The sequence below is a fragment of the Limnospira fusiformis SAG 85.79 genome (assembly GCF_012516315.1).
Lineage (GTDB): Bacteria > Cyanobacteriota > Cyanobacteriia > Cyanobacteriales > Microcoleaceae > Limnospira > Limnospira fusiformis.
This window is the reverse complement of sequence record NZ_CP051185.1, coordinates 660,806-687,183: the sequence shown is the minus strand read 5'-3', so window position 1 is coordinate 687,183 and position 26,378 is coordinate 660,806. Positions and strand designations below refer to the sequence as shown.

Below are 26,378 nucleotides of genomic sequence, written 5' to 3'. Positions count from 1 at the left end.
GCAATTAGACCAGAGTTTTATCCTTATATATTGGGTATGCTTGACGGCAAATATTGACAAATTGCCTACGTCCTCGGTAAGCACACCAGGCAAAAATCACGAGAGTTTGCCAACTCAGTAAAATGGATAATTCCCCGGTTCCTAGTGCGACAGAAATAATCAGAAATGTAAACAAAAAGCACCGGAAAAACTCTCCCGGAAATTCCATCCATTCGGTGTGTTTACCGACTCGATACACAATATAGGCGATCCAGCGAGCTAAAACTTGAGAAGCAAATAACATAATACCTATGCTATTTGTGGTAGTTACTATCAAAAACCCAAAACATTTACTTGCTTGTAAGCAGAAATATAGCCAAATTCGAGTTTGTTTGTCAAGGCGGTTATAACTCCAAAAACACCCAAATACAACGCTCAAAAAAGTGAGCCACAGGACACCATCTAAACCCATAGAACTGAGTAGGGATAAATTGATAGTTTTTGGGGTTAATTGAAGTTTTATCACCTCTAACAAGAAAAGTCCGGGTATTGCCAAAATTATCGCCCATAACCAAACCTGCAAGAGTTTGACACGATTTTTGTAGTTTTGATAGGTGGCGCTGAGAGTAGGTTTTTGCTCAAAAGTTTCGGCGATGATATCATTATCTACATAGCCATACTCGTAGATACACCAAAAAGATAAAAGCAAAAACAGCATCATGATTGATTGTAAAGCTGGATAAGGACTTATCCAAGCGATCGCCAAAATCAAGACTAACCAATCATCTGCAATAATGTTCTTGATGAAATATTTTTGGCCGGGGCGCTTACCGCGTTCCAGATACAAAAATGGAATATAAGCATCAGCCATAGCCGGGACATATTGAGCATCAGGCCACTGCACGAGATAGGGTGATGCTACAGCATCCAATAATACCTGATCATCTGTGGAATCTGTAATGACGGCGGCATTGGCGATTTCTTCGTCAGTTAATACTGCTTTAACTAACTCATACTTTCCCCGTTGACGATCAACCCCTCCCTGCCAAAACCGACAACTAATCACAGCATCAGGACAAAATTGTAAATTCTTAATAATGGGATTTATAATTAGATCAAAGCCGAGGGTAGCAATAACTATTTGTGAGGGGAATTGTTCAAGGAATTTTAGGATCAGTTCCTGGTTGATATAATTATGGGCAAGTTTCTGGGCTTGCTGTTGCCAAAAAATTAAAGTCCAGGGAAAAATTAGGGTGGAGATAATTACACGACACCAATCCCTTGATTGGTCTCCTTTGAGGGGTTGGGGTAACCAGTTCCAAGGCTTGAGAATATCTAGGGCAATTAATAAAACAGCCCCCAAGGTTTTAGGCTGTAAAGAATTTAGATATTCTTCTGTGGAGTTTCGCAGAAAAAGCGTTTCGTCCAAATCTACAATTACAAGTTTTCCTTGTAGTTCCATGGACATTGATTCGGGCTCTATTGTGGCCATAGGTTTTCAGAATTGATCAAGAAAATTTGATTTAGGGTGGAGTAAGCATTTAACGTATTCAGATTGTCTTGAGTGAAATTACGGATGTTACCATCATCAAATATATGCGATCATGGACTTAGTGGCTATAGCAGTCAAGAATAATCTGCGATCGCCTTGATCTGGAGATATCCTGCCCCTGGCTAAGGAAAAGGGCAGAAGTTGCTAATATTGACCGGTTATCTTTGACAACAGCTTCTAGGGGCTGCTAGTCAGATTGATGACTGGGTAGTGGGGTCAATTATACTTAATTGTGCGATTGGGCCGATCGCTGTTGGTGAAGGTAATCAAATACACTTTTATCACCAATATCAGAAGGAATGGCTTGGAAACACTTGCGGAGGGCAAAAATCCCGAATTGAATAGCCCAGAAAAACAACAAAAATTTCTGATTGATGACTGTCCACACTCCCGCCATATATCCCAACAGTAAGAGGGGGACTAGGGGAGTTAGCAGTTTGGTTTCCATGCGATTAAAACAAAAAGCCTCCTTAAAATAAATGCCTGTTAGAGCCACAAATGTAAAGCCGACACCGAATAAGCTATATGGCTGATTATAAACGGTGACGGCTAAGGGTTCAGGATCTGCGATCGCCACTACCAGGGTAGCAATACCCCCAATGAGCCAACAAAACTGAAGGAATCTGTGTAAAATAATTAGATAGATATGAATTGTGAACAGGCTAACTCCCAAAGCTAACCAGAACACAAGATAAATAGGGGTCAGCAGTTGCCGGAATATGGGGCTGTGTGAGTCCCATAAGACTAAAGCGGTCCCTAAACCAAAGCAGACGGCGGCGATCGCCAAACTAACTCTATATACTAGGACTCCCTGGCGATCGTCATCAGTGATGGTATACTCGCCAAACTGTCCTTGGTAGATCTGTGGCTGAGAGGTTGGTACTGTTTGGGTCACAATTTTGGTCTCCTGTTGATGATTCGGATCTATCCAGAACAAATTAAAGTAAGTTCTGTTGTTCACTAACCTAAATATTATGACAAAATTTCAGAAAAACTTAAAATCCGCCTCGACTCATCCCGAACCGTCTGACCTCAAGGGGATTCAAATTGATGAGACGATTACTTTTAATATCCGTAGTGGTAACAGTATAGACCGATTAGACCTCCCAGAAGATCCTCGTTTGTTGATGTTGGATGTCATCAAAAACTTGACTATAAGTGATATCGAAAATATCCCAGGTATTGATGACTTATACCTTGATTATTTGACCGATGCTGACCTGGAAATGGCGGTAGCTAAGACTGAAAAAAACTTGGGTTTTAAGCCTTCTTATAGTTTCCGAAAAAAACTTAAACTCTATCTGCAATATCTGAAAAAACAAATCAAGTTACCTTGTTATGTAACCGCAAGTGATGAATTTGCTTGGGAAGAAGAATATCTATTGTCTTCCGGTCGCAAAAAGGAATACGAGAAACAAAAAATCAACAATCCTTCCCATCAAGATACTTTTGAAATTCTGGGCTTTGCTGATAAATTTGATGAAGAATATGGCTTACAAGTGCAAGTCCGACGGGTTAGCGATGAGAAATTATTTACCCTAGACCTAGCGGATTTAGAATGCACAGATGAGGAGTCTGATAATTATCAATTAATTGAAGATTATTCGATCTGGTTTTTAACTTGCGCGGGAGATTGAGATGAGAATACAGCCCCAAGTGTCATGTAATCGGCGGATAATTAATAACTGCCAAAGAGATGAACGCTGGGGCTGTAGAGATTTTCTAAGACTGATAAATCCGGGCAGTATTCACGGTGGCTAATGCTTCCACGAGACTACGAACCGCTGCAATCATTGCTAATTCATTATCGAGGCGGTTGATAGCTGAACCGACACCGACACCGGCAGCACCGGCGGCGATCGCCAAAGGTGCTGTTACACTAGAAATTCCAGAAGCGCATAATACTGGAACCGATACGGCGCGGGAAATTTCCCGGGCGGCGGCTAGGGTAGGCGCAGCCTTTTCAATCAATCCTAAAGTTCCGGGATGCACAGGGTTAGCGCTAGTTCCCCCTTCTGTTTGGATAATATCCGCCCCAGCTTCCACTAAGTCTATGGCTAATTGGACTTGTTGATCCAGTTCCAAAATATGGGGAACTGTTACGGATAGGGTAATCTCAGGAAGTAGCGATCGAGTTTGACGGGTCAACTGCAACACTTCGGGGGCTTCAAAGCGCCGTCCTTGGGCGTAGAAAGCATCAAAATTCCCAATTTCAATCAGATCAGCGCCAGCTTCCACACAGGGGAGGAACTTTTCTGGTTCTACGGCTGACACACAAATAGGTAAATGGGTCAAATCACGCGCGATCGCCACTAATTCCGGGTCAGCGGCAATATCTACAAAGGTCGCGCCGCCTTGAGTTGCTGCTTTCACCACCGCCACCACATTGGGGCGATGGAAATTCATTAAACCGCTAATTACTTTCAGCCCTTGGCCTCGGTTAAAGGCTTGCTGTAGAGTAGAGTTGATCATTGTCATTACTTAGGCTCTATTTCCGATATCGATTTATTTTGACACAGAGCGGAAACACTGGGGCTGCTGAAATTTATAAATATCTGCGATCGCTTTTACCCAACTGTCTACCACCGACTCCAGTAGGCGACTCCCCTTCTCTTCTGTAGCCGCCGTTGCGTCTCCCAACACACCACTAGCGCTTAGATCCCGCGTTACCCAAGCAAAGGGCAATTTTCCTTCCATACTCAGTAAACTGTCGGAGGGTAAGCCGTGGGGAAACTCTCGCACCGCCTTATCCCGGCGTACCACATCAGGCAAAATTGATAACATCACACTGGTTTCTATGTCTCCAGCGTGAATCCCTAATTCCAATTCTTCCGGGGAAAATAGTTCTTTGGCTATGTGGGGAACCCGCCACACAAACAGGGGAAATACCATGAAATCTTCATGCTGTTGATGCAAGTCTCGCGCTACCATGTCTAAAATCTGGGGTTGTCCACCATGAGCGTTCAGAAATACTAATTTGCGGAACCCCGCCCTATATATACTTTCCCCTACTTCCATTAATACTGATATTAAGGTTTCAGAGGTTAAGGTGATGGTTCCCGGAAAGTGCCAATGTTCGTTAGATTTGCCGTAATGTAAGGTAGACAGGGCATAGGCGGGAATAGTGCGATCGAGTTTTTCTAGGGCTAGACCCGTCACGGCGGTAGCAATAGCAGCATCCACAATTAACGGTAAATGGGGGCCGTGTTGTTCTATAGCCCCAATTGGTTGGATAATTACGGTATTTTCTGGATCGGGCATTTCCGCAATTTCTGTCCAAGTTAGGTAAGGGAAAAATCGATGAGGGGGGATAAAATTGTGCATGGTTTTCCAGGTAATTTTCACCAAAAATTGATAATATTTTGTAATCTCAGGAAACTAGATCTTGATCATGGTCTGCATACCTACCTAAAGACCAAGGGCATGGTACAATCAGACCGGGTTCACTTGCCAATATAGTAGGGGCGGGTTCTGTAATCATCTATATGGAAGTCCCGATTCTTTAGAACCCGCCCATACAAGCATATTCTTTAATCATCTATATGGAAGTCCAGACTATTTAGAACCCGCTCCGTATAAGACGATCGCTCGTCAGCAGCTTAGGCGGAATGAGAGCCGCCGTCTTTTTAGATCGGGGTGCTGACACTTGTTATGGTTGATATAGACTATACCCAAAATTTTATGCCAAAATTGACATAAGAAACTCAATGGTGAGTTCTCAATCCTGATGAAAATCAGTTAATCGATAGGAAAACCGATTCCATTTGCTCTCTCCAGCCATTTTATATCAAACTGTAACATATTATGAACTTAGACGATCGCTCCAAACCCCATTCCTCGAACTCCCCTAGAAGTTTCAAACCTCAACGCCAGATGGAAATCATTGGTCAACTCCTAGATGGAAGGTATCGAATTGTACAAATTTTGAGTTCAGGAGCATTTAGTCAGACCTATCTAGCCGCAGATACCCGCCGTCCTGGTCATCCTCAATGTGTGGTTAAACAACTGCGTCCCCCTAGTAATAATTCCAAAATCCTGAAAACAGCCTTACGCCTATTTCGACAGGAAGCAGAAATCTTAGAAAAGCTAGGACGCAACGATCGCATTCCCCTATTATTAGCCTATTTTGAGGATAATAATCACTTCTATCTAGTCGAAGAATTTATCGAAGGACATCCCCTTCATAAAGAACTAATTCCCGGTCATCCTTGGAAAGAAGATCTAGTGATCGAACTCTTAGAAGAAATCCTCAATATTTTAGTATTTGTTCACCAAAATGGCGTAATTCATCGAGATGTTAACCCCTCTAATTTAATTCGCCGCAAATCAGACCAAGCCCTAGTCTTAATCGATTTCGGTTCCGTCAAAGCCGTGACTAGCCAACTGGCTGAGGAAAATAATCAACCCATGCGAACGATCGCCACGGGTACACCCTCCTATATGCCGATCGAACAATTCCAGGGAAACCCCCAATTTAATAGCGATCTCTATGCTGTGGGAATGATTGCTATTCAGGCTTTAACTGGTTTAGAAGGCTCAGATTTGCCCAAACTCCAAGATCCTAGCCTATCTATATCTGGAGAAATTGCCTGGCGACAGCGGGCGCGAGTTAGTAACGAATTAGCTAGTATTATAGATAAAATGGTGCATCATTACTATGGGAAACGATATAAATCCGCTATTGATGCGATCGCTGAATTAAATCAACTCACCGGAAAAACCGGGTTAGTTAACCCAACTTCCCCAAATCATCCCCCCTATAAAACACACAAACCGCGACGAGACATATCCTTAAATCGCCTCTGGACTGTAGTGGGAATAGCGGCAACCGGATTAGTCGGTTTAATCGTGATATTTGGCTTATTTCAAGTGTTAAGCCGCCCCGATCCTGTCAAATCAGAAGCCGCCCTAAAAAGAGGGGTAGAACGTCTGGAAGCGGGAGACCCAGAGGCGGCAATTAAGGCTTTTACTCGGTCAATCCAGCTATTTCCTGATAATAGTGAAGCCTTCCGTAAACGGGCTAATGCTTACTATGATCTCCAGAAATATGAGCAGGCGATCGCTGACTATACCCAAGCCATTAAACTTGATCCTACTAATCCTGAAATCTATTTTAACCGCAGTTTAGCATACCATCAAATGAGAGATTTTGGTAATGCTATTAATGACCTAAATCAAGTGATCCGTCTGAACCCAGAAGATACAGATGCTTTTTATCAAAGGGGACTCGCCCATTATAGCCAAGAAAACTACGAAGCCGCCATATTAGATTATACCGAAGTAATTAGGCGACAACCAAACAATAGTGAAGCCTATCGCGCTAGGGGAAGCGCTCACGTTAAATCTGGTAACTTACAAGCAGGAATGGCTGATTATACAGAAGCAATTAGACTCAATCCCGAGTCGGCTGCTGCTTATTATAATCGGGGTCGCGCTCGGTTTCATTTAGGAGATTATCAAGGTGCTTTAGCAGACTATAATCAAGTGATTAGTTGGGAACCAGATAATGCTGAAGCATACGGGAATCGTTGCAGTACCTACATCAATTTAGGGAATTATGAGGCGGCGATAGAAAGTTGTAGTAGATCCATTCAATTAAACCCCACAGCTATGGATTATAATAATCGCTGTATTGCTCATCTGAATGTGCAAAATTATGATGCAGCTATTGGAGATTGTACTAAGGCGATTGAGTTAGAACCTAATAATTCTAAGGCTCACAGTAATCGGGGGTTAGTTCACTCTTTGGCTGAGGATTATGAGGCGGCGATCGCTGACTATAGCCAAGCTATTAGTCTGAATCCTAATGATGCTGAATCATACAGTAATCGCGCTCAGGCTCATGCTGAACTTGGTAATTACTCTGAGGCGATCGCAGACTACGCCCAAGCTATTCGCATCAGACCTAATTTGGCTGGTGCTTTTTATGGTCGCGGAATGGTCCGAGCATCTTTAGGCGATCGCCGAGGTGCCATCAGTGATTTTGAACAGGCTGGAAAACTGTTTTTAGAGCAAGGTTTGACCGGGGGATTTCGGGATTCTCAATATCAAATTCAGCGATTACAGTAACCTGGTTTTTATCTAAAATTTATCCCAGATATTGGTTGGTAATTTTGTGGGACATTAGCCAAATCCTCTAACTCTATCTATAACCTAGTCATGACTAATCAATACCCTCAAAACTCTCTAAGTATCAGTGATGTTATCATTGCCGGGTTTCGGATATATCGAGACCATTTTAAACAATACTTTACTATGGCTTTGGTCGGCTGTTTATGGCTGATTGTTCCCGTTTATGGTTGGGCTAAATGTCTCGCCACTTTAGGAGCGATCGCTCGTTTAGCCTTTTTTGAAGTGAGCGAACGCCCCGAACCTCCATCAGACGCTAAACGCTACACTAACAAACGCCAATGGAGTTTTTTAGGACAATTACTGCTCGTCGGATTAATTATCATTGGCATTTTCATAGGTTTTAGTATGGTTCTTGGTACGGCAATCTTCATATTTATGAAACTGAATATTGAGACTTTTTGGTTATCATGGTTGATATTTTTATTGGCAGTATTTGGATTTATCATCTTATACATGGGGTTGATGTGGATATCAGCCCGTCTGTATATATGTGACGTGATTCTGGCATTAGAAGACCAGACCAACGCCAAAACTTCTATCAAGAAAAGTTGGGAAATTACCGAAGAATCAGAGTTTCAAATTATGGGTATTTTTATAGTCGCAGTTTTAGCAACCTTACCCTTCCCCATAGCGACTCGGTTTATTTTGTTACTCAGCCGATTACTTATCAATTCCCTAGTGGCGGCTGACGTAGCAGTTGGGCTGAATTTATTAGTTTTATCAACTGTTTTAATTGCTATGGGGGCGCTGACTATCCCCTTCTTCAAATCCATTAAAGCCGTGATTTACTACGACCTCATCAACCATCAGGATGAACAGGATTTAGTCACAGATAACCCCAAAATCTTGGAAATCTGAAGGTATTTATAAAATTTTGTTTAAGAAAATCGCCCTAATTGGTCGATTCCTGTATAATCCCCACCATAGGAATTGTCTGGCTGGTGAATTAAAAGCAGATTCCTGGATCCCCCCCTAAACCCCCCCTAGGTGAAGACGATCAGCATTTCTGGCTTTGGTGAAATCAAGGATACCAAGAATCTGTAATTTTGGAGACAGTCAAAAATCCTATAGCTGCATCTATAAATTTAGTCATGACTAATAAATATGCTCATAAATCCCTCAACTTGGGTGATGTGATTAGTGCCGGATTTCGTATCTATCGAGACCATTTTAAACAATACTTTACTATGGCGTTTTTCGGCTTTTTATGGCTGATTGTTCCCATTTATGGTTGGGCGAAATTTGCGGCGATTTCAGGAGCGATCGCTCGTTTAGCTTTTTTTGAGGTGAGCGAACGCCCCGAACCAGGAGCAGACGCTAAACGCTATACAGACAAGCGCAAATGGAGTTTTTTAGGGCAATCACTTCTGCTACTATTGATTATGATTGGGGCTTTTATAGGTTTAGCCATAGCTGTGAGAATAGCCGGATTCTTGGTATCTATCCTACTGAGTCCCGAAAGTTTGGTATCATTATTACTAGGATTTTTATTAGGAGTAGTCGCATTTGTCATGTTTTATATAGGGTTGATGTGGATATCAGCCCGCCTGTATATATGTGACGTGATTCTAGCCGTAGAAAACCCGATGACTGCCACCGGAGCAATTAGCAAGAGTTGGCAAATAACCAAAGAATCAGCCTTTAAAATTATCTTGATTACGATAGTTGCAGGTCTAGCCACGTTCCCCGTCAGCATTGGGGGTCAGTTGATTATGACAATCAGCCGATTAGTTATCAGTGTAATTTTGCCGTATGACTTAGCAGCTTTGGTGAATTTCTTAATTATCTTGGCTGTGTTAATTGCAATGATTCTGCTGACTTGGCCGTTTTTCCAATCCATTACAGCAGTGATTTACTATGACATAATCAGCCGTAATGGGAAACAGAATCGAGTCACCGATCGCCCCAAAAAGCCAGAAATCTAGGGCTTACGGTCAGAAATAGAAAGGCTATAAGGATGTTGAGACTGTTGGCGATCGCCAATAAAAATCCGATAAGTCCCGCGAGTACCATAACCGGAAAACTGTAAAATAGACCCAGAGGGACTCTCCGGGAGTACACAATAGCGACCAGCCGGACCATCAATCAGTAAAGTGGGAGCCCCAGCCGTCTGTACAGTAATACTCCAATATGGTAGATCCTGAGTCACATCCAGAATATGATTAGGACTCTCAGCGATCCAACCACAGTCTCGGCTATTAGAACTTCCCCCCGAAGTTCCCGATAAAGTGATAGCCACCCCAGGAGAAACCGATCGCCTGTCAGCCAAAGCCGACTGCGCCGCAGCCAGAAACAGGGAAACCCCCAGAAGTCCAGCGGTGAAAACTTGACCCAAGTTAATATTAGTCATAACCCACCCTCTTAATCTCCTTGTACAATGGTAAAGCGTTGTTTTATATCCCCGGAGGAGAAATCCCTTGAACTACCAAGACGACCCGAAAATCAATCGTCGCCTCGAGGAACTCGAAGCCGAAGTTAACCCCAATGCACCCATAAATCCCACCCCCTCCAACTTAAACAGCAGCCTAAAAACCCTATATGGTCAGTTGATGGCGCGGTTCAAGAGATTACCCAAAGCCGGACAGATAGCCGTAGCCAGTGTGGGAGTCATCGCCGGGTTAGCCCTATTAAAAACCCTTGTCGAATTAATTTCCTTAGCCATAAGTCTTGCGGTAGTCGGGGTGATAGTGTACATAGGTTATCAAGTATTCAAATCATCCCAAAAACCCAAGATTTAAAGAAATCTGCTTAACCCATCATCAAAGATTCAGACAAAGGCAATTATTAATTATGGCTAGTCCGACTGCAAACCGACCCAGCATCGACCAACCAACGCCTACCTGGCAAAAACAAGCCAAACAACTCCCCTTTTGGGTGCGTCGCTGTAGTGCTTGGGCGGTCGAGATCTCCCTAGTAATCGTGGGGGGATTAGCCCCATTGACCATCGGTGCGATTGCTAATCGCGGTTCTGTGTCAGTCCCCCTCAACCCAGTAGTAAGAGGAACAGCCGAAACTGTGGCCGCTACCTTGGGACTACCAATGCGCGATCGCCAGCCCCGTGTATCTCCATTGACGAATTTCTTTTGGTCTGGTGCCTTAATTTTGCCGATAGCGATCGCCTCCTGGCAGCTTTATCTATTGTCCACCACCGGACAAACCCTTCCCAAACGCTGGTTTGGGGTTCGTGTAGTCAACTCCAGACAACTCCCCCCCGGATTTTCACGGATTATCGCCAGGGAAACCATCGGGCGTTGGGGCATTCCCGTCGGTATCGCCTATCTAGTTTGGCAAGCGACAGGCGCATTCCCCAATCTCCTGGTATTTATGGGGTTATCGGGAATTATGCTCGTGGCTGACGGACTAATGGGGCGGCGCTTCCACAGTCGCACCGGACACGATTTGCTGGCTGGTACTTATGTACAACCCGCGGCGACTTCCTTCTTTACCAATCCATTTACCTCCTACGACTGGGAAGAAGAAAACCAATCCGTCAAAGCGATCGTCTTGACCTCTAAGCCAAAACTCCCAGAGTGGAATTTATGGCAATGGATGCGACAATATCCTGGCTTAACCCTAATTATCGTCGGTAGCGCCAGCATGGCAGCGGTTTTGGGAACCTTTATTGGTACTCAAGTTTATATTCAAAATCAAGCCAACCTTCGCGCCTCCCAAAATCAAGATAACGAAATATTCCTGGCGCTGGTGGGTCGCCTTTCTCCCACCGCCAACACCGACCCCGCACAACGGCGGGGAGCAATTTTAGCTTTAGGAACCCTACAAGACCCCCGCGCTGTTCCCCTATTGGTGGATTTACTCGGTCAAGAAGATGACCCCATATTGCTAGAGGTGATTCAACAGGCTTTGGTGAGTACAGGTCCGGTGGCTTTACCTAACATCCGCAAACTGAATCAAGCCTTGAGAAATGACCTCGATTTCATGAGGTTTGGGGCGGACCAACGGCAAAGACGTATTGTTTCCCAACGACAGCAGGCTACTCAAAGGGCGATCGCCAAAATTCTCAAAGTCTATGGCGGTTTTATCCAACAAGCCGATCTCAGTCGTGTTCATCTCGGTCAAACTACCACCCCTCCCGCTCAGTTTACCCTCGTACTAGACCAAACCGACCTATCTGGGATCAGTTTCCGCAGTGCGATCATGACCCATGCAAATTTCCGTAATAGTCGCTTTGCTTCACCAGGACCTGACGGACGTTTTAACACCTTTGACGACTTGATCTCAGACCTCAGCGGCGCTGATTTGACCTCTGTTGACCTCACAGGCGCTTTTATGAGTCCCGTCATCATGCGGCGCACTAACCTGTTAAATGGGACCCTAGACCGCGCTAATTTATCAAATGCTGATTTGAATGGCAGTAATTTTAGCAGTGCTAGTCTGATTGGCACTAACCTAGAAAATGCTAATCTAAAAGAAGCTAGTTTGACCGGAGCAGATATCACTAACGCTAATCTGTCACGCTCAGACCTCAAATTAGCCCGTATGAGTCAGATTAACGCCCAAGGAACCCAATTTATGTTTGCTGACCTCCGGGAAGCAGATCTACAAAGGGGTTCCTTATCCGGCGCTGACTTCCAAGGCGCTAATCTTCAGAATGCTAACCTCAGTCAAGCTCAACTCACTGGCACTAATTTTAGAAACGCTAGGTTACAAAATGCTAACCTGAGTAATGCTGACCTGAGTTTAGTTAACCTACAGGGTGCTAGACTACATGGCGCAAATTTTGAGGGGGTGACCTTTGTGGTTAATCGGGAAACTCGCACTGATGAGTTTATCGAAGAAACCCATCAAGGTGAAACCTCAAACCGAATGCAGGGGGCTGATTTTTCCAGAGTGCAAAACTTGAGTGATGCTCAAATTACCCATATCTGCAATCAAGGCGGAATTCATCCTAATTGTGGGTCATGAAACGGCTTTTAAATGCAGTTAGATTCAGTGGTATGGTCATAAGGGATTAACTACTGAACCCCCCCAGACTCCAGCTTTATTTTGGTTAATTCGGCTAATTTCACCGTAAAAAATAGACACCCAAATTGTTCCATATTGGCTAAAATCATGACCGATTCTATGGCACCTATTCCCTTTGTTGATTTATCCTTTCAATATCAGGAACTTACCGATGAAATTGAAAAGGCAATTCATGCAGTAATTGGACGCGGAGATTTTATTCTGGGACGCGCTCTGCAAGAATTTGAGGCGGATTTTGCTACAGCCTGTGGTGCAGAATATGGGGTGGGTGTCGCCTGCGGAACTGATGCGATCGCCATCGGTTTACAAGCCTGTGGGGTGAAACCAGGAGACGAAGTTTTAGTCCCAGCCAATACCTTTATTGCTACCATTATTGGCATTTTGCAAGCCAGAGCCAAACCCGTTTTGGTAGACTGTGAATTAAACACCGCTTTAATTGATATAGCCGCAGCCGAAAGGGCGGTCACCGAAAAAACTAAGGCGATTTTACCAGTGCATCTATATGGTCAAATTGTCACCCCTAGCCAACTGCTGGACCTAGCCCTAACTCATAACTTAATTGTATTTGAAGATGCGGCACAAGCTCATCTGGCTACCTGCGAAAACTATCGCGCCGGTTCTATCGGTCGCGCCGCCGCCTTTAGTTTCTACCCTAGCAAAAATCTAGGCGCTTTTGGTAGTGGGGGTATGGTGGTGACTTCCGATGAAACCGTAGCTAAACAGGCGCGAATTCTGAGGAATTATGGCGCACCGGAAAAATATCTACATACGGAATTGGGAACTAACAGCCGCTTAGATACTATACAATCCGCCGTTCTTAACGTCAAATTGCGTCATTTACCAGGGTGGAACCGCGATCGCAATTTAGCCGCCGAACAGTATGATGTTCAATTGATGGTACTCAAAGAATATGGCATTATCCCCATTTACAACTACAGTGAAGGCGGTCATGTTTATCATCTGTATGTAATTCGTGTGACCGAGGAATGTTCCCTCACTCGCGATCAACTACAAGCTAAACTGAATGAATTAGGGGTGCAAACAGGTATTCACTATCCCATCCCCTGTCACCTGCAACCCGGTTATACTGATCTGGGATACAAAGCTGGAGACTTTCCCAAAACTGAAACCCTCAGCCAGCAGATTCTATCTTTACCCATGTATCCTGGAATTACCAGTGATCAGATTAATCGGGTAGTCGCAGCTATTCGCACAGCCTTGGGAATTAAAAACGAGTAGGTGCGAGATGTTCGCGACCAAATAGGGACATCGAATCAGGTGGGAATGTGGCTCGATTACACAATTATTAAGGCTTATGGAAACTCAACCGAAAATTCCTGTGGCGATAGAGCGAAATCTATTTATCGGATTGGCTTGCGCCTTGTTGGTGTTATTATACGGCCCTTTGCTCGTGCATTGGTACGATGGCTGGCTGAACAAAAGCATTAGCATCGAACATGAATATTTTAGCCACGGCGTAATTGGTCTACCCTTCGCGGCTTATATTGCATGGAATAACCGCCACCAGTGGAACAAACTACCCAATCAACTGCACCCCTTGGGGGGAGTATTATTAGGACTCGGTGGCGTTTTCTACCTCAGTAGTATCTCCGATTTAGTCAATCTGTCCTTTCCGATGATTCTAGCCGGACTCTGCCTCTGGCTAAAAGGAATACCTGGGTTAAAATTGCAGGGGATAGCCTTATTATTTGTGCTACTGGCAACCCCTAACCATATCCCCTATCTGATAGAGCCTTTAGCCCTGCCTCTACAAACCTTTATCGCTAATATGGCGGGATTTGTTCTGATCCAGTTTAACGTCCCGGTGACAGTAGATCAAATCTATCTCTATGTAAATGGACAAATTGTTGAGGTTGCGCCACACTGTGCTGGCCTGAAAATGTTATTTACCAGTCTGTATGTCGGTTTAATGTTATTGTACTGGACGGGTGCGATCGCTTCGAGAACCAAAACCATCCTCTTCTTGGTGGCAGCAGCTTTGACGAGTATTGTCGCGAATATTATCCGCAATACCCTATTAACTCTGTTTTTCGGCACAGGTAATCAAGAACTTTTTGATTGGCTTCATGAAGGGTGGGGAGGAGACCTATATTCTGCTTCTATGTTGGGTCTATTGGTGATTGTGATGAAATTAATGCAATATTATTTCCCTGAGCAAGAGGAATCCGAAGATAATGGACAAATCAGCCCCGAATCTTGAACCCACCAGCCATGAAACCCCCAAACTACAGCTAAAACCCTCTCAATGGGTACTATTGGGATTTCTCCTAGTCCTATTTTTGGTAGGGACCCTTCCCGGTTTCTTTCGGGGTGGCTGGTCCTGGTCAGATATGCCTGATATTCAAGCTCTCCCTCAACTGCAAACCATTCGCCGTGAGGGTTTAACCGTACCAGGGTGGGAAACTACCAGTCACGATACCATTCAAGTGGGGGCGAGGAGATGGTCTTTGCAGAGCCTCAAACAAAATGATACCGAAGTCCTGCTATTGCTGTTTCCCCAAAACTATTATAAAGACCAGCCCCAAGTCGAATGGATGGATCTGCAAGGGTTACAGAGCCTCAGAACTGACTCCCATCGTACCCTGCAATTGACCCTAGACTCCCCCCAACCAGTGACAATTAACGCCAGATTTTTTCGGGCTTGGAACCCCCGCCAAACCTATGCCCTTGTACAATGGTACGCTTGGCATAATGGCGGTTCTCCCGCACCAAGTCACTGGTTTTTTGCCGATCGCCAAGCTCAACTAAGAGGCGATCGCGCTCCCTGGGTAGCTGTCAGTATTATGATTCCTATGGAGCCTTTGGGTGACATAGAAACAGTGGCAACTATAGCTCAATCCCTCGGTCAGGATATCCAAAAAGAATTGATGACCACGATTTTCCAGCCAGAATAAACAGTTATCCACAGTGTTGATATGGGCGCTAACCTCAACCCGATTAAATCCCTATTCCTCACCAGTCTCTACTCAGTGGCGAGTATTATTCCTTTAGCCATCATCACCAGTGGCGGAAAGTCTATGGCTCAAAGGATACCTGATCGGTGCATCTTACCTCGCTCCTTTGTGAATCAACCCCTACCGAGAGGCGGCGGACAACCCGCACCAGTACAACCGGACTGGCCTACACTATTAGAGCTTTTCCGCAATGTGGATGCTCCCATTCAGACCAGACCCTCTGGTATTCCGGTGGAACCTTCTGTGTTTGAAGGCCCTGTTGGCGATCGCATGAAAAGTTATGAGCTAGGACCTGGAGATCAGATTTTTATTGATGTGTTTGTCAATGGTCAGCGTTCCCAAGAATTAACTATTCCCAATGCTACCATTGGTCCTCAAGGTTCCCTAGCTATGCCTTTAATTGGTCTAGTGGAATTGGAAGGATTAACCTTAGAACAGGTGCGCCAGAATATTCAACCCCGCCTAGCTCAATTTGTCAGAAACCCTGAAGTTGTCGTCTCTCTGGTCAATCAGCGACCGGTACAAGTCACCGTGACCGGAAAAATTGCCAGACCAGGTTTTTATCCCCTACCATCACCACAGCTAATTGTCGCCTTGACTACGGCGGGGGGAACTAGACCAGGGGCAGATTTACGACGGATTACTGTGCGCCGGACTTTACCCACCGGACAAACCCTCGAAACCCAAATCGACCTATTTACCCCCCTATTATTGGGTATGGAACCGCCTAATATTCGCCTAAGCGATCGCGATGTGATTACAGTTCCCACTATGGAGGTTAGCCCATCAGAAGGCGTAGAGCGAGATCTGTTAGAAAATTATAGTCTGGCTGCTGCACCAGTTCCCGCCCAAGTAACCGTCGTTGGGGAAGTTGTGCAACCAGGTTTCTATACCCTCCCGGCTGGGGGTTCTCGCGTCTCTACGGCTCTGTTAGCGGCCGGAGGTGCGACATTAACTGCTGATTTGCGTACCGTCCTAGTTTGTCGCACTACCGTTGATGGTCGAGTTTTAGAAGATATCATAGATCTATATACACCCTTAGCAGAAGCTACGGCTCTCCCGGATGTTTCTCTATCTAATGGTGATTCGGTGATTGTACTACCACTAGCTCCTGATGTGGATGAGAGAGACTACGATCGCAAATTAGTGGCTAGTTCAACTTTAGTTAACCAGCAAATTACCGTCAGAATTCTTAGTTATGCCGGAAATGCGATCGGTGCTGTAGCCTTACCCAATGGTAGCACCTTTATTGATATCCTCGCCAATGTACCTTTACAAACTGGAGACCTCGATAAAATTGCCCTGATTCGATATGACCGACAATCTCGACAAACAACTACTCAGATTCTGAATGGTAAAAATGTACTTAGAGGAGACCAAACCGACAACATTCTACTACAAGATGAAGATGTGATTGTGATTAATCGTAATCTGATTACCCAGGTCACTGTGTTTCTCAATAACTTTACCCAACCCTTTCGCGATGTCCTCGGTTTTACTCTCTTCTTTCAACAACTCATTAACTCGGCTGAACGATTATTTGGACCCGACCAATAACAGAATAATTAAAGGTATACAGCTTGTTGATAAATTGTGCTAAACATTACCCTCACCCTAAATCCCTCTCCCATGGGGGAGAGGGACTTTGACGGCCTATGGCATGATTACTGAAAAGGCTGTAAATACCAAATTGCTATTACCCAAAATCCTGAGATTGCCATGACTTTACCAATTGTTAAACGCTATTTAATCGCCTTTGAAAACTATAAAGTTGCTGGATTAGCCGCCTTTGTAGTAGCGTTGGGAATTTCTGGGGGGGTGGGTATGATTTTGGAAGCGCCGCCAAGACCTCCCTACGAAGCCAGAGGAGTTTTAACCTATAAAAATCCGCCCGTTTTGTTCTCCCAAACAGGTCAGAATATTCGACAGCAAGGACAACAACTCACGGACCGGATGTTACTACAACCCCGTGTGATTGAGGCGGTGTTAAATGAAACGATGATTACCCCTAGAGATTTTCGTGCTAACGCTAGGATTCAAATTAGACCGGGAGAGGGTGGTCAACCGGGTACAATTCAAGTCACCTTTAGAGATTATAATCGCGATCGCTCTGTGGAAGTGGTCAATGTATTAATGCGGGAGATTATCGAACAGAGCCGTTTAATTAATACCGAACAACTCCGCAATATTATCGACACAATTCAAGATCGCATGGGACCAGCGAGAGCGGACTTGAGAGAAGCTGAAAATACTCTGGAAGAGTATGATAGGCGAGAAGGCGCTACTTTATTGGCGATCACAAGTGGTTCCTTACCTCAGTCGATTATTTCCAATAGAAATCATGTAGAACAGCTTGAATTGAGACTGGATTCTATTAATGCTCAAATCGCTAGTTTGGAAGGTAGACTAGGATTGAATGTCGATCAGGCCTATGTTTCCCAAGCGCTGACCGCTGATCCAATTATTGCTCAATTGCGAGTACAACTGTATCAAATTGAGTCTCAGTTAGAGTTTCTCCGTAAGGATTTTACCGATGCTCATCCCCAGGTAGCAGATTTAATTAAACAACAACAGGCAAGCGAACAGCAATTACAAGCGAGAGCTTCTGAGGTTCTCGGAGGTCATGGAGTGGCGGCTCCCCTGCGACAGGTTGACCAAATTCGGGTTGATTCTTCCTTAGACCCCTCCCGACAGCAAATTGCTCAAAATTTAATTAACCTGCAAACTCAGCAAGAAACTCTACTCCAAGAAATTGCTACTAGCCGTGAGGTGGGACAAAGACTAGAACGGGAATATGCCACTATTCCTAATAAGCAAATGGAGAAAATGCGGCTAGAACAACAGGTGGGTTATAGACAGGCTCTCTACGATAAAATGCAGGCGCAATTGGCTGACGCTCAGGCGGCGGAAGCGGAAACGGTGAGCAGTTTACAGGTGGTTCAGGAGGCGGCGGCTCCTGATGTGGAAGATCCACCACCACCACCTAGTTTAATCCTGGTCATGGCTGCGGGTGGCTTTGGTGGGGTGATAGTTGGTGCGGTGCTGATTTTTGCGTTGGGTATACTTAGCGGTAAATTCTACACCTGGGAGGAGATTCAGGGCGCTTTGAAAGAACGAGAAATTCCGATTCTGGGGGTGGTTCCCAATGTTTTGGATGACCATGCGGATTGGGATATGCCTTTACTACTACATCATAATTCTCGGTATTTGGAACCTTATGAGCAGGTGCGTAGTAATTTGTTCAGTAACGGCCAAAAACCTCCGAAGGTGGTGTTGATGACTAGCACTAAGGGACCGGAAGGTAAGACTCTGACAGCCTATAATTTGGCGATCGCCTCCGCGAAAGCCGGAAAACGGACTTTGATAATTGAGGCAGATTTGCGATCGCCAAGCCAAGCTGAGAGAATGCGATTGGCTATTGATTCTCAAGACCGTTGGGAACCTTTGCGCTATTACGGAGATTTGAATAATTGTATCCGCATGGTTCCAGATGTGGAAAATCTCTATGTGATTCCCTCCCCGGGTCCCTTAAAACAAGTGACGGCGGTGCTAGAGTCTAGTGAGATGCGACGTTTACTTAAAGAGGTGCGCCATCGCTTTGATGTGGTGATTGTCGATGTACCTGCTTGGAGTGATCATAATGATGCCTTGACTCTGGAACCGTTAACTGATGGCATGGTTTTGGTGGCTAGAGCTAATTGTACTATGTCGGCTCAGATGAATCAATTGGCTGATCAGTTGACGGAAACTGATGAGGAGCAAACTGGACCGAAAAAATATCGGCCGAAGTTACTTGGTGCTATTATTAATGGGGCTGAACTCGGTCTTCTGCCTGAAGATGATGGCGAATTGATTGATATTCAGGGTGTTGATTCTTTGGATCGTCCGGCTTTACCTAGGGATTTACAGCCTATTCCTCAATTGCCTTCTGGCGCTAGGCGTTAAATGTGGCAACGGGTTCATTTTACCCCGTTTGGGGATGATGCGATCGCTCCGACTGTGGAGGTTTGGCAGGCTGATTTGGATTTGAATTTAAGTCAAATTGCTGGTCTGGAAGGACTCCTAAGTGCTGAGGAAAGACAAAGGGCGGCGCGGTTTCGTCGGGAGAGCGATCGCCTCCATTTTACCGCCGCTCGTGCCATTCTCCGCCAGATTTTAGCCTCTTATGTGGGGGTGGCTCCCCAGGGGTTGGAATTCGCCTATACTCCCCAGGGAAAACCGGGTTTAATTACCGGAAATTCTCAGGGTGAAATTCAGTTTAATCTTTCCCACTCCCACGGTAAGGCTCTATATGCGATCGCCTTGAACCGCAGAGTTGGTATTGACTTGGAAAAAATCCGCCCCCTGGATGGATTAACCTTAGCCAAACGCTTTTTTTGTGAGGCGGAATATTCCCAACTTTATAACTATCCAAAATCCGCACAAAACCGGGCTTTTTTTCAGCTTTGGACTGCGAAAGAAGCCTTACTAAAAGCCACTGGTACGGGATTAATGGGCTTAAAAGATGTGGAGATTTTACCCCAAAATTATGGTCAACTTTTCCGGGCTAAAATAGTTGGATATTCCCCCCAAGATTGGTATTTAAAAACCTGGGAAATTGACAATTGGGCGGCAGCTATAGCAGTAGAGACCCTGAATAAATAAGCCAATAGCAACTCTCCCAACAGTAACTTGATGTTAAAAATCATCCACCAGGGAACTCAGACGCTGAAGCAGTGGGTCGGCTTCTTGGGGGTGGACGGGTTCTGGTGGTGGGGGAGATGGCGCAGTTGACCGAGGGGGTTCTGGTGGTGGGGGAGGTGATGTAATTTGGGGTAATTGACTAGGTATTTGAGCGATCGCCTCATTGGTAGCATCTAGTTTAGATGCGATCGCCGACTGAAATTGAGCAAGCTGCTGGGTTAACTGATTAACCTGACTCTCAAGTTGTTGGGTTTGATTTTCCGTTTTTTGGGCTTGTAGCTGTCGCTCCAAAACCCCTAATTGCCTCTGGAGACTCAATAAACCCTCTTCAATAGGTTTTAGATTAGGAGGGGGGTTTACAGGTCTTTCCGAGGTAATTTCCGAGCGGTAATCATTGTTAACCACAGGGGTCTGTGTGGTGGGAGAACTCAACAGAAACTGCCACAAAGCCTGTTTACAGAGATTGCTAAAAGTTTGATATTTGGTGAGAGATAGCTCCTTTTCGATCGCCTCTAACAGAGTTTGATCAGCAGCATCCTCAGTAAAAGTAACCGACTGCGTAAGTTTTTTATTAACCCAGAGCATAGTTAGGTAGGACGTATGGGCAGACCTGCCAATGAGGACTAACCCAGTTTAGCAGTAATTAGATCTAATTTCACCCCCAAACAGGCTATCCCGTTGAGAAACCACCCAACGGGATGAAAAAAACCAATTAATTAGCGTTTGGCTAGTTGAGCTTCCCCATAGACATATTGTCCTAGGGCGTTGGCTTTACGAGCCGGTTGAGTCAGATGAGCTCTTAACTGAGCGTCTTTGAGCAGGGGTTGTAAATCTTGCCAGAAAAACTCACCACCGCCGCCAGTAATCACTACATCTGTGACCCTTTCTGGGAGCCATTTTACCACGCGATCGCAAAGATCCCGTGCAAAAACCTTACGCAACTCAGGTACAATTTCATCTAGGTTAGCAGGTTTAGTCGCGCCTCTGGGACGATAAAAACGCTGTCCTTGAGGTTTATGTACTGCCTCTAGGAGGAATAGGGATTGAGCATCGGCTCCCTCAATCTTAGCGGCGACTTCCTCATAAAACTTACTCATGGCAAACACTTCACTCTGAGAAACCCCACGAGCAAAGCGGAAGCGATCCACAGTCAAGAAATCCGTAGTTTGATGTCCCACATCAACAACAGCTACAGAAAGATCCGCAAAGTTAGGCGCATCCTTGCTGCCCTGGGCTTCACACCAAATCAGGCTACCATAGCCTTCTGGCATTACCCGAACACTCTGGATATCAACCACTACTTGCTCACCCCTAAAGACCAACGTATTGGGTCCAGTGAGGAGACTAATAATTTGTTCTTTCTCCCGCTCAAACTGTTCTTGAGAGTAAAATGGTAAGCCCAGCACCACATCAAGATCACCTTTAAGGTTGAAATATCCCACACAAGCAAAGATCTTAATTAGGGCATCGTTCACCTTGGAGGGGTTGGCGGCGGGATCTACGCCAAACAGACTTGCTCCAAAATCAGCAGCCAGTTGACCTACGGCAAAACCATTTCCCTGATATTCCAGCCATAGATCCAACAGTGGATCGGTGTTTTTCGACTCAAAGCCACCGCCACGGGCTTTTTCTACACTCATTTGAGCAACATTCGAGGGAACAAAAACCACATCTGCGGGGTTGCGACTAATACAAGATTTAGTTGCGGTTCTCCCCAAGTCAACGCTGAGAATCGTTGAGCGGCCGACTACAGTAGTAGTGGTCGGTTTGGTTGTGGTAGTGGTAGCTTTAGCTAACGGTGACTGTGACTGTGACTGTCCGGGCTGTTTGTTACTCTGCATCTGAAAAATCCGTTACTTCACGAAGACTCAAAAATTGTGACACTCAGAGGGACTAAGTCCGTGAGATTCTTCTTTCGGCCATCAGACTTGCCATCGGGAACTAAAGTTCTCAACAGTCAAGCTGAGATCAGAAGAAGCGTTTGGGTTGCCTCACAACCCAGTTGACCAGTACATCAGGGTACTTAAATCTCATGCTTTCGATGTTAATTGCCACGTTGCCGCCCCATTCTCACAACTTGAATTCAGAAATATGAGTTTGAGTGTCTAGCAACCTTCTGACAATTCTCCCATAGTTATAACTTTCCTGAGATTTAGATATAGGCAATCCAACAACGGTAACTTTACCCTACTTCGCGCGCGAAATAATCATCTCTAACTACAATTCCTAGGATTATAGCCTGCTGTCCCCCATTGTCAGATTATATCCCACTGATATTTTTCCGTATCAGGACTTTTCCCCCTCATCAACTGTAGCGGGCCATTAAACTCCCCGGCCTGGTTGCCTGATCACAGACTCTTACGTTAAATTTAGTTAAGATTATGAATATCTTTAATCTTAGCCATTAACTGGGCTGAGTTTTAAGAAACTTCTGATGTATAGGACATAGAGGCAACGGAATTTATGAAAACGTCTTGGAGAACAATTCTGCTATGGACGATCCCGGCTCTGGTGATCGGGTTCTTCCTATGGCAGGGTGCTTTTGCTGCTTCCCCGACAGATATAGCCCAAAATAATACAGCCAGCACTCGCATGACTTATGGCCGATTCTTAGATTATCTCGATGCTGGGCGCGTTACCAGTGTCGATCTATATGAGGGGGGACGGACGGCGATCGTCGAGGCAATTGATCCTCAATTAGACAATGGAGTGCAGCGCCTACGGGTCGATTTGCCTAATAACGCCCCGGAACTAATTTCTCGCCTGCGTGCTGCTAATATTAGCTTTGACTCTCACCCTCCCCGTAATGATGGCGCGATTTGGGGACTTTTAGGAAATTTGGTTTTCCCGATTTTGTTGATTGTGGGACTGTTTTTCCTGTTCCGCCGTTCTAATAATGTGCCGGGTGGCCCTGGTCAAGCCATGAACTTCGGTAAGTCTAAGGCTCGTTTCTCTATGGAAGCCAAAACCGGGGTTTTGTTTGATGATGTAGCCGGGGTTGAGGAAGCTAAAGAAGAACTCCAAGAGGTGGTTACCTTCCTGAAAAAGCCGGAACGCTTTACGGCTGTTGGGGCGAGAATTCCTAAAGGTGTTTTGTTGGTTGGACCTCCGGGAACTGGTAAAACTCTCCTGGCTAAGGCGATCGCTGGTGAGGCTGGGGTTCCCTTCTTTAGCATCTCTGGTTCGGAATTTGTGGAGATGTTTGTTGGGGTTGGGGCTTCCAGGGTCCGCGATTTGTTTAAGAAGGCTAAGGAAACTGCCCCCTGTATCGTCTTTATTGATGAAATTGATGCGGTCGGTCGCCAGCGTGGTGCTGGTATTGGCGGCGGTAATGATGAACGAGAACAGACCCTTAACCAGTTATTAACTGAAATGGATGGTTTTGAGGGTAACACGGGCATTATTATTATTGCTGCTACTAACCGCCCAGACGTTCTTGATTCGGCTTTGTTGCGACCAGGAAGGTTCGATCGCCAAGTTATAGTCGATGCTCCTGATATTAAGGGCCGTCTGTCAGTTTTGGAAGTTCACGCCCGCAATAAAAAACTTGCCGATCAGGTGTCTCTGGAAGCGATCGCTCGTCGGACTCCCGGATTTACTGGGGCTGACCTGGCGAACCTACTTAATGAAGCTGCTATCCTCACCGCCCGCCGCCGCAAGGAGGCTATTACCATGGCGGAAATTGATGATGCCGTTGATCGGGTAGTGGCGGGTATGGAAGGAACCCCCCTCCTTGATGGTAAAACTAAGCGTCTGATTGCTTATCATGAGATCGGACACGCGATCGTTGGTACTCTGATTAAAGATCATGATCCCGTTCAAAAAGTAACCCTAGTTCCTCGTGGACAGGCTCGCGGTTTGACCTGGTTTATGCCTGATGAGGATCAGGGTTTGATTTCTCGCTCTCAAATTCTCGCTCGTATTACCGGCGCTTTGGGCGGTCGCGCCGCTGAAGATGTGATCTTTGGTGATGCCGAAGTTACCACCGGCGCGGGTGGAGACCTGCAACAGGTGGCGGGAATGGCTCGTCAAATGGTGACTCGTTATGGTATGTCTGACCTCGGCCCGCTGTCTCTGGAATCTTCCCAGGGTGAGGTTTTCCTGGGTCGGGATTTTGCTACCCGCACTGAGTATTCTAATCAAATTGCTTCCCGCATTGATTCTCAAATTAAAGCGATCGCCGAACATTGTTATCAAGATGCTTGTCAAATCATTCGCGATCACCGCGAAGTTATCGATCGCCTAGTTGATTTACTCATCGAAAAAGAAACCATTGATGGAGACGAATTTCGGCAAATTGTAGCCGAATACACTGAAGTTCCCGAAAAAGAACGGTTTGCTCCAGTATTATAATTTCTCTACCTGAGAAATCGCTCTGAAAATTTCCGCCCAGTTTCTTATTCAAGAGACTGGGTTTTTTCATGTACCCCCCATACCCTACAATTTTGCTCATACTTGCTCCCCCTTCGACTCCGGGAAAGGGAAACCATATCCAGCCACGGGAGGCGACGCGCTATATTAATCACCCCCCACTCACCCATCATTATCAATTACCAATCCCGCTTGACAGAATGAAATCTGCTATATTATCAAACACCACAAGAATCTTTATCAGGAACAGTTAACCAATGACCACACCAGTAGAATATAAACAGCGTCGCGAACAGTTAATGGCTAAAATTGGTGGGGGTACTGCCATTTTTAGAAGTGCGCCCACAGCAGTTATGCACAACGACGTTGAATATTCTTACCGCCAAGATAGCGATTTTTTCTACCTAACTGGCTTTAATGAACCCAACGCCGTCGCCGTCTTAGCACCCCACCACGAAAAACATAAATTTATTCTATTTGTACAACCCAAAGACCCCGAAAAAGAAACCTGGACAGGATATCGAGTTGGGGTTGATAATGCTAAAACTATTTATGGTGCTGACGAGGCTTATCCCATTCATGAATTAGACGAAAAATTATCCCAATACCTGCAAAAAGCCGATCGCATTTATTACCGACTAGGACCTGATCAACAATTTAACCAGATAATTCTCAACCATTGGCAAAATTTAATCCGGGTTTATCCTAAACATGGCACAGGTCCCATTGCTATCCAAGATGCTGGCACAATTCTCCATCCTCAAAGGCTAATTAAAAGCCCCAAAGAATTGGAATTGATGCGAAAAGCGGCGGAAATTTCTGTAGATGCTCACCAGAGAGCGCGAGAATTTGCTCAACCCGGGAAGTATGAATATCAGGTACAAGCTGAAATTGAATATTTCTTTAGTCAACATGGTGCGACTCCCGCCTATCCTTCCATTGTCGCCTCTGGTGAAAATGCTTGTATTTTGCATTACATTGAGAATAATCGCCAAATGCAAGACCAGGATTTATTGTTGATTGATGCGGGTTGCGCTTATCAATATTATAATGCTGATATTACTCGCACTTTTCCCGTTAATGGTAAGTTTACACCAGAGCAAAAAACTATTTATGAGTTGGTTTTGCGCGCACAAATCGCCGCCATTGAACAAGTGAAACCAGGAAATCCCTATAACCAGTTACATGATACGGCGGTGCGGGTTTTGGTAGAAGGTTTGCTAGATTTAGGATTACTCAAAGGCGATATTGAGGAGATTATTAAGGAACAAAAATATAAGCATTTTTATATGCACAGAACCGGACATTGGTTGGGTTTAGATGTTCATGATGTCGGGGTTTATCAGTGGGGTGAAGAACCGCAATTATTGCAGCCAGGACAGGTGTTAACTGTGGAACCGGGGATTTATATTAAACCGGATATTAAACCCGTGGAAGGACAACCAGAGATCCATGAGCGATGGCTGGGAATAGGGGTGAGAATTGAGGATGATGTCTTGGTGACAACAGATGGTTATGAGGTTCTTACGGCTGGAGTCCCTAAGTCGGTGTCAGCTATGGAAAGTTAGGCTTAATTTGGGGGTGGAATTTATGGTAATTTCTACCCCGGTTTAAACTTACCCATGAGTGACCAATATTAAGTTTGGTTAAAAAATGGCTGCTTACGGTCGATTAACAACTATAATGGAAATAGTCAAATCATC

General features: G+C 45.1%; 21 protein-coding genes. 14 read left to right on the top strand and 7 right to left on the bottom strand.

The features are described 5' to 3' along the window. Nucleotides 1-4: 4 nt before the first annotated feature. The gene (locus HFV01_RS03260) at nucleotides 5-1,471 is read right to left on the bottom strand and encodes a haloacid dehalogenase-like hydrolase (protein ID WP_318286140.1); all 1,467 of its coding nucleotides are present in this window, start codon (nucleotides 1,469-1,471) and stop codon (nucleotides 5-7) included. Nucleotides 1,472-1,757: 286 nt separating this feature from the next. Beyond that, complete coding sequence (locus HFV01_RS03255) at nucleotides 1,758-2,426, bottom strand: DUF2301 domain-containing membrane protein (RefSeq protein WP_006668565.1); 669 nt, start codon at nucleotides 2,424-2,426, stop codon at nucleotides 1,758-1,760. A gap of 79 nt (nucleotides 2,427-2,505) precedes the next feature. On the opposite strand from HFV01_RS03255, the gene HFV01_RS03250 reads away from it, so the two are divergent. Next, a complete protein-coding gene (locus tag HFV01_RS03250; RefSeq protein ID WP_006668566.1) occupies nucleotides 2,506-3,168 on the top strand; it encodes a calcium-binding protein in 663 nt (220 codons plus the stop codon). A gap of 85 nt (nucleotides 3,169-3,253) precedes the next feature. On the opposite strand, the gene HFV01_RS03245 is transcribed toward HFV01_RS03250, so the two are convergent. Both HFV01_RS03245 and HFV01_RS03240 read right to left on the bottom strand, forming a co-directional pair. Next, nucleotides 3,254-4,009, bottom strand: a complete 756-nt coding sequence (locus tag HFV01_RS03245; RefSeq protein ID WP_006668567.1) for a DUF561 domain-containing protein — start codon at nucleotides 4,007-4,009, stop codon at nucleotides 3,254-3,256. 27 nt (nucleotides 4,010-4,036) lie between these two features. Then, the gene (locus HFV01_RS03240; protein ID WP_193520830.1) at nucleotides 4,037-4,855 is read right to left on the bottom strand and encodes a creatininase family protein; all 819 of its coding nucleotides are present in this window, start codon (nucleotides 4,853-4,855) and stop codon (nucleotides 4,037-4,039) included. A 480-nt stretch (nucleotides 4,856-5,335) separates the two neighbouring features. On the opposite strand from HFV01_RS03240, the gene HFV01_RS03235 reads away from it, so the two are divergent. The 3 genes from HFV01_RS03235 to HFV01_RS03225 all read left to right on the top strand — a co-directional run bounded on the left by HFV01_RS03235 (nucleotide 5,336) and on the right by HFV01_RS03225 (nucleotide 9,588). Continuing rightward, nucleotides 5,336-7,600, top strand: a complete 2,265-nt coding sequence (locus HFV01_RS03235) for a tetratricopeptide repeat protein (protein ID WP_193520829.1) — start codon at nucleotides 5,336-5,338, stop codon at nucleotides 7,598-7,600. A gap of 90 nt (nucleotides 7,601-7,690) precedes the next feature. Beyond that, on the top strand, nucleotides 7,691-8,521 hold the full coding sequence (locus HFV01_RS03230; RefSeq protein WP_193520828.1) for a hypothetical protein: 831 nt from the start codon (nucleotides 7,691-7,693) through the stop codon (nucleotides 8,519-8,521). 233 nt (nucleotides 8,522-8,754) lie between these two features. Then, nucleotides 8,755-9,588: a glycerophosphoryl diester phosphodiesterase membrane domain-containing protein gene (locus tag HFV01_RS03225; RefSeq protein WP_006623677.1), complete on the top strand. Its 834-nt coding sequence runs from the start codon at nucleotides 8,755-8,757 to the stop codon at nucleotides 9,586-9,588. On the opposite strand, the gene HFV01_RS03220 is transcribed toward HFV01_RS03225, so the two are convergent. Beyond that, nucleotides 9,585-10,013 carry a hypothetical protein gene (locus tag HFV01_RS03220; RefSeq protein ID WP_006623675.1) on the bottom strand — a complete coding sequence of 143 codons (429 nt, stop codon included), beginning with the start codon at nucleotides 10,011-10,013 and terminating at the stop codon, nucleotides 9,585-9,587. The two genes, HFV01_RS03225 and HFV01_RS03220, sit on opposite strands and share 4 nt — an antisense overlap. A 67-nt stretch (nucleotides 10,014-10,080) precedes the next feature. Between HFV01_RS03220 and HFV01_RS03215 the strand changes: the two genes are divergently transcribed. From HFV01_RS03215 to HFV01_RS03180, 8 genes are all read left to right on the top strand, one after another. Continuing rightward, nucleotides 10,081-10,401 (top strand): hypothetical protein, encoded by a 321-nt coding sequence (locus tag HFV01_RS03215; RefSeq protein WP_006623674.1) that lies wholly within the window; start codon nucleotides 10,081-10,083, stop codon nucleotides 10,399-10,401. 52 nt (nucleotides 10,402-10,453) lie between these two features. Further along, nucleotides 10,454-12,586: a pentapeptide repeat-containing protein gene (locus tag HFV01_RS03210; protein ID WP_006668573.1), complete on the top strand. Its 2,133-nt coding sequence runs from the start codon at nucleotides 10,454-10,456 to the stop codon at nucleotides 12,584-12,586. 147 nt (nucleotides 12,587-12,733) lie between these two features. After that, nucleotides 12,734-13,885, top strand: coding sequence for a DegT/DnrJ/EryC1/StrS family aminotransferase (locus HFV01_RS03205; protein ID WP_006668574.1), 1,152 nt, complete (start codon nucleotides 12,734-12,736; stop codon nucleotides 13,883-13,885). Nucleotides 13,886-13,961: 76 nt separating this feature from the next. Beyond that, nucleotides 13,962-14,867: a cyanoexosortase B gene (gene crtB / locus HFV01_RS03200; RefSeq protein WP_006623671.1), complete on the top strand. Its 906-nt coding sequence runs from the start codon at nucleotides 13,962-13,964 to the stop codon at nucleotides 14,865-14,867. Further along, a complete protein-coding gene (locus HFV01_RS03195; RefSeq protein ID WP_006623670.1) occupies nucleotides 14,842-15,561 on the top strand; it encodes a cyanoexosortase B system-associated protein in 720 nt (239 codons plus the stop codon). The genes crtB and HFV01_RS03195 overlap by 26 nt, the downstream gene beginning before the upstream one ends. A 21-nt stretch (nucleotides 15,562-15,582) precedes the next feature. Next, entirely contained in the window at nucleotides 15,583-17,178 is a 1,596-nt protein-coding gene (locus HFV01_RS03190; RefSeq protein WP_008053976.1) for an SLBB domain-containing protein, read from the top strand. A 162-nt stretch (nucleotides 17,179-17,340) separates the two neighbouring features. Then, nucleotides 17,341-19,566 carry a GumC family protein gene (locus HFV01_RS03185; protein WP_193520827.1) on the top strand — a complete coding sequence of 742 codons (2,226 nt, stop codon included), beginning with the start codon at nucleotides 17,341-17,343 and terminating at the stop codon, nucleotides 19,564-19,566. Continuing rightward, entirely contained in the window at nucleotides 19,567-20,265 is a 699-nt protein-coding gene (locus HFV01_RS03180; protein WP_006623667.1) for a 4'-phosphopantetheinyl transferase family protein, read from the top strand. Nucleotides 20,266-20,298: 33 nt separating this feature from the next. On the opposite strand, the gene fcmC is transcribed toward HFV01_RS03180, so the two are convergent. Together fcmC and fcmB are read right to left on the bottom strand one after the other, a co-directional pair. Next, the gene (gene fcmC / locus HFV01_RS03175) at nucleotides 20,299-20,889 is read right to left on the bottom strand and encodes a filament morphology membrane protein FcmC (protein WP_193520826.1); all 591 of its coding nucleotides are present in this window, start codon (nucleotides 20,887-20,889) and stop codon (nucleotides 20,299-20,301) included. A 131-nt stretch (nucleotides 20,890-21,020) separates the two neighbouring features. Then, nucleotides 21,021-22,145, bottom strand: coding sequence for a filament morphology actin-like protein FcmB (gene fcmB / locus HFV01_RS03170; protein ID WP_006668578.1), 1,125 nt, complete (start codon nucleotides 22,143-22,145; stop codon nucleotides 21,021-21,023). Between the two features lie 622 nt (nucleotides 22,146-22,767). On the opposite strand from fcmB, the gene ftsH2 reads away from it, so the two are divergent. Together ftsH2 and HFV01_RS03160 are read left to right on the top strand one after the other, a co-directional pair. Further along, on the top strand, nucleotides 22,768-24,657 hold the full coding sequence (gene ftsH2 / locus HFV01_RS03165; protein ID WP_006668579.1) for an ATP-dependent zinc metalloprotease FtsH2: 1,890 nt from the start codon (nucleotides 22,768-22,770) through the stop codon (nucleotides 24,655-24,657). A 275-nt stretch (nucleotides 24,658-24,932) separates the two neighbouring features. Continuing rightward, entirely contained in the window at nucleotides 24,933-26,243 is a 1,311-nt protein-coding gene (locus HFV01_RS03160; RefSeq protein WP_006623663.1) for an aminopeptidase P N-terminal domain-containing protein, read from the top strand. The last annotated feature ends 135 nt before the right edge of the window (nucleotides 26,244-26,378 follow it).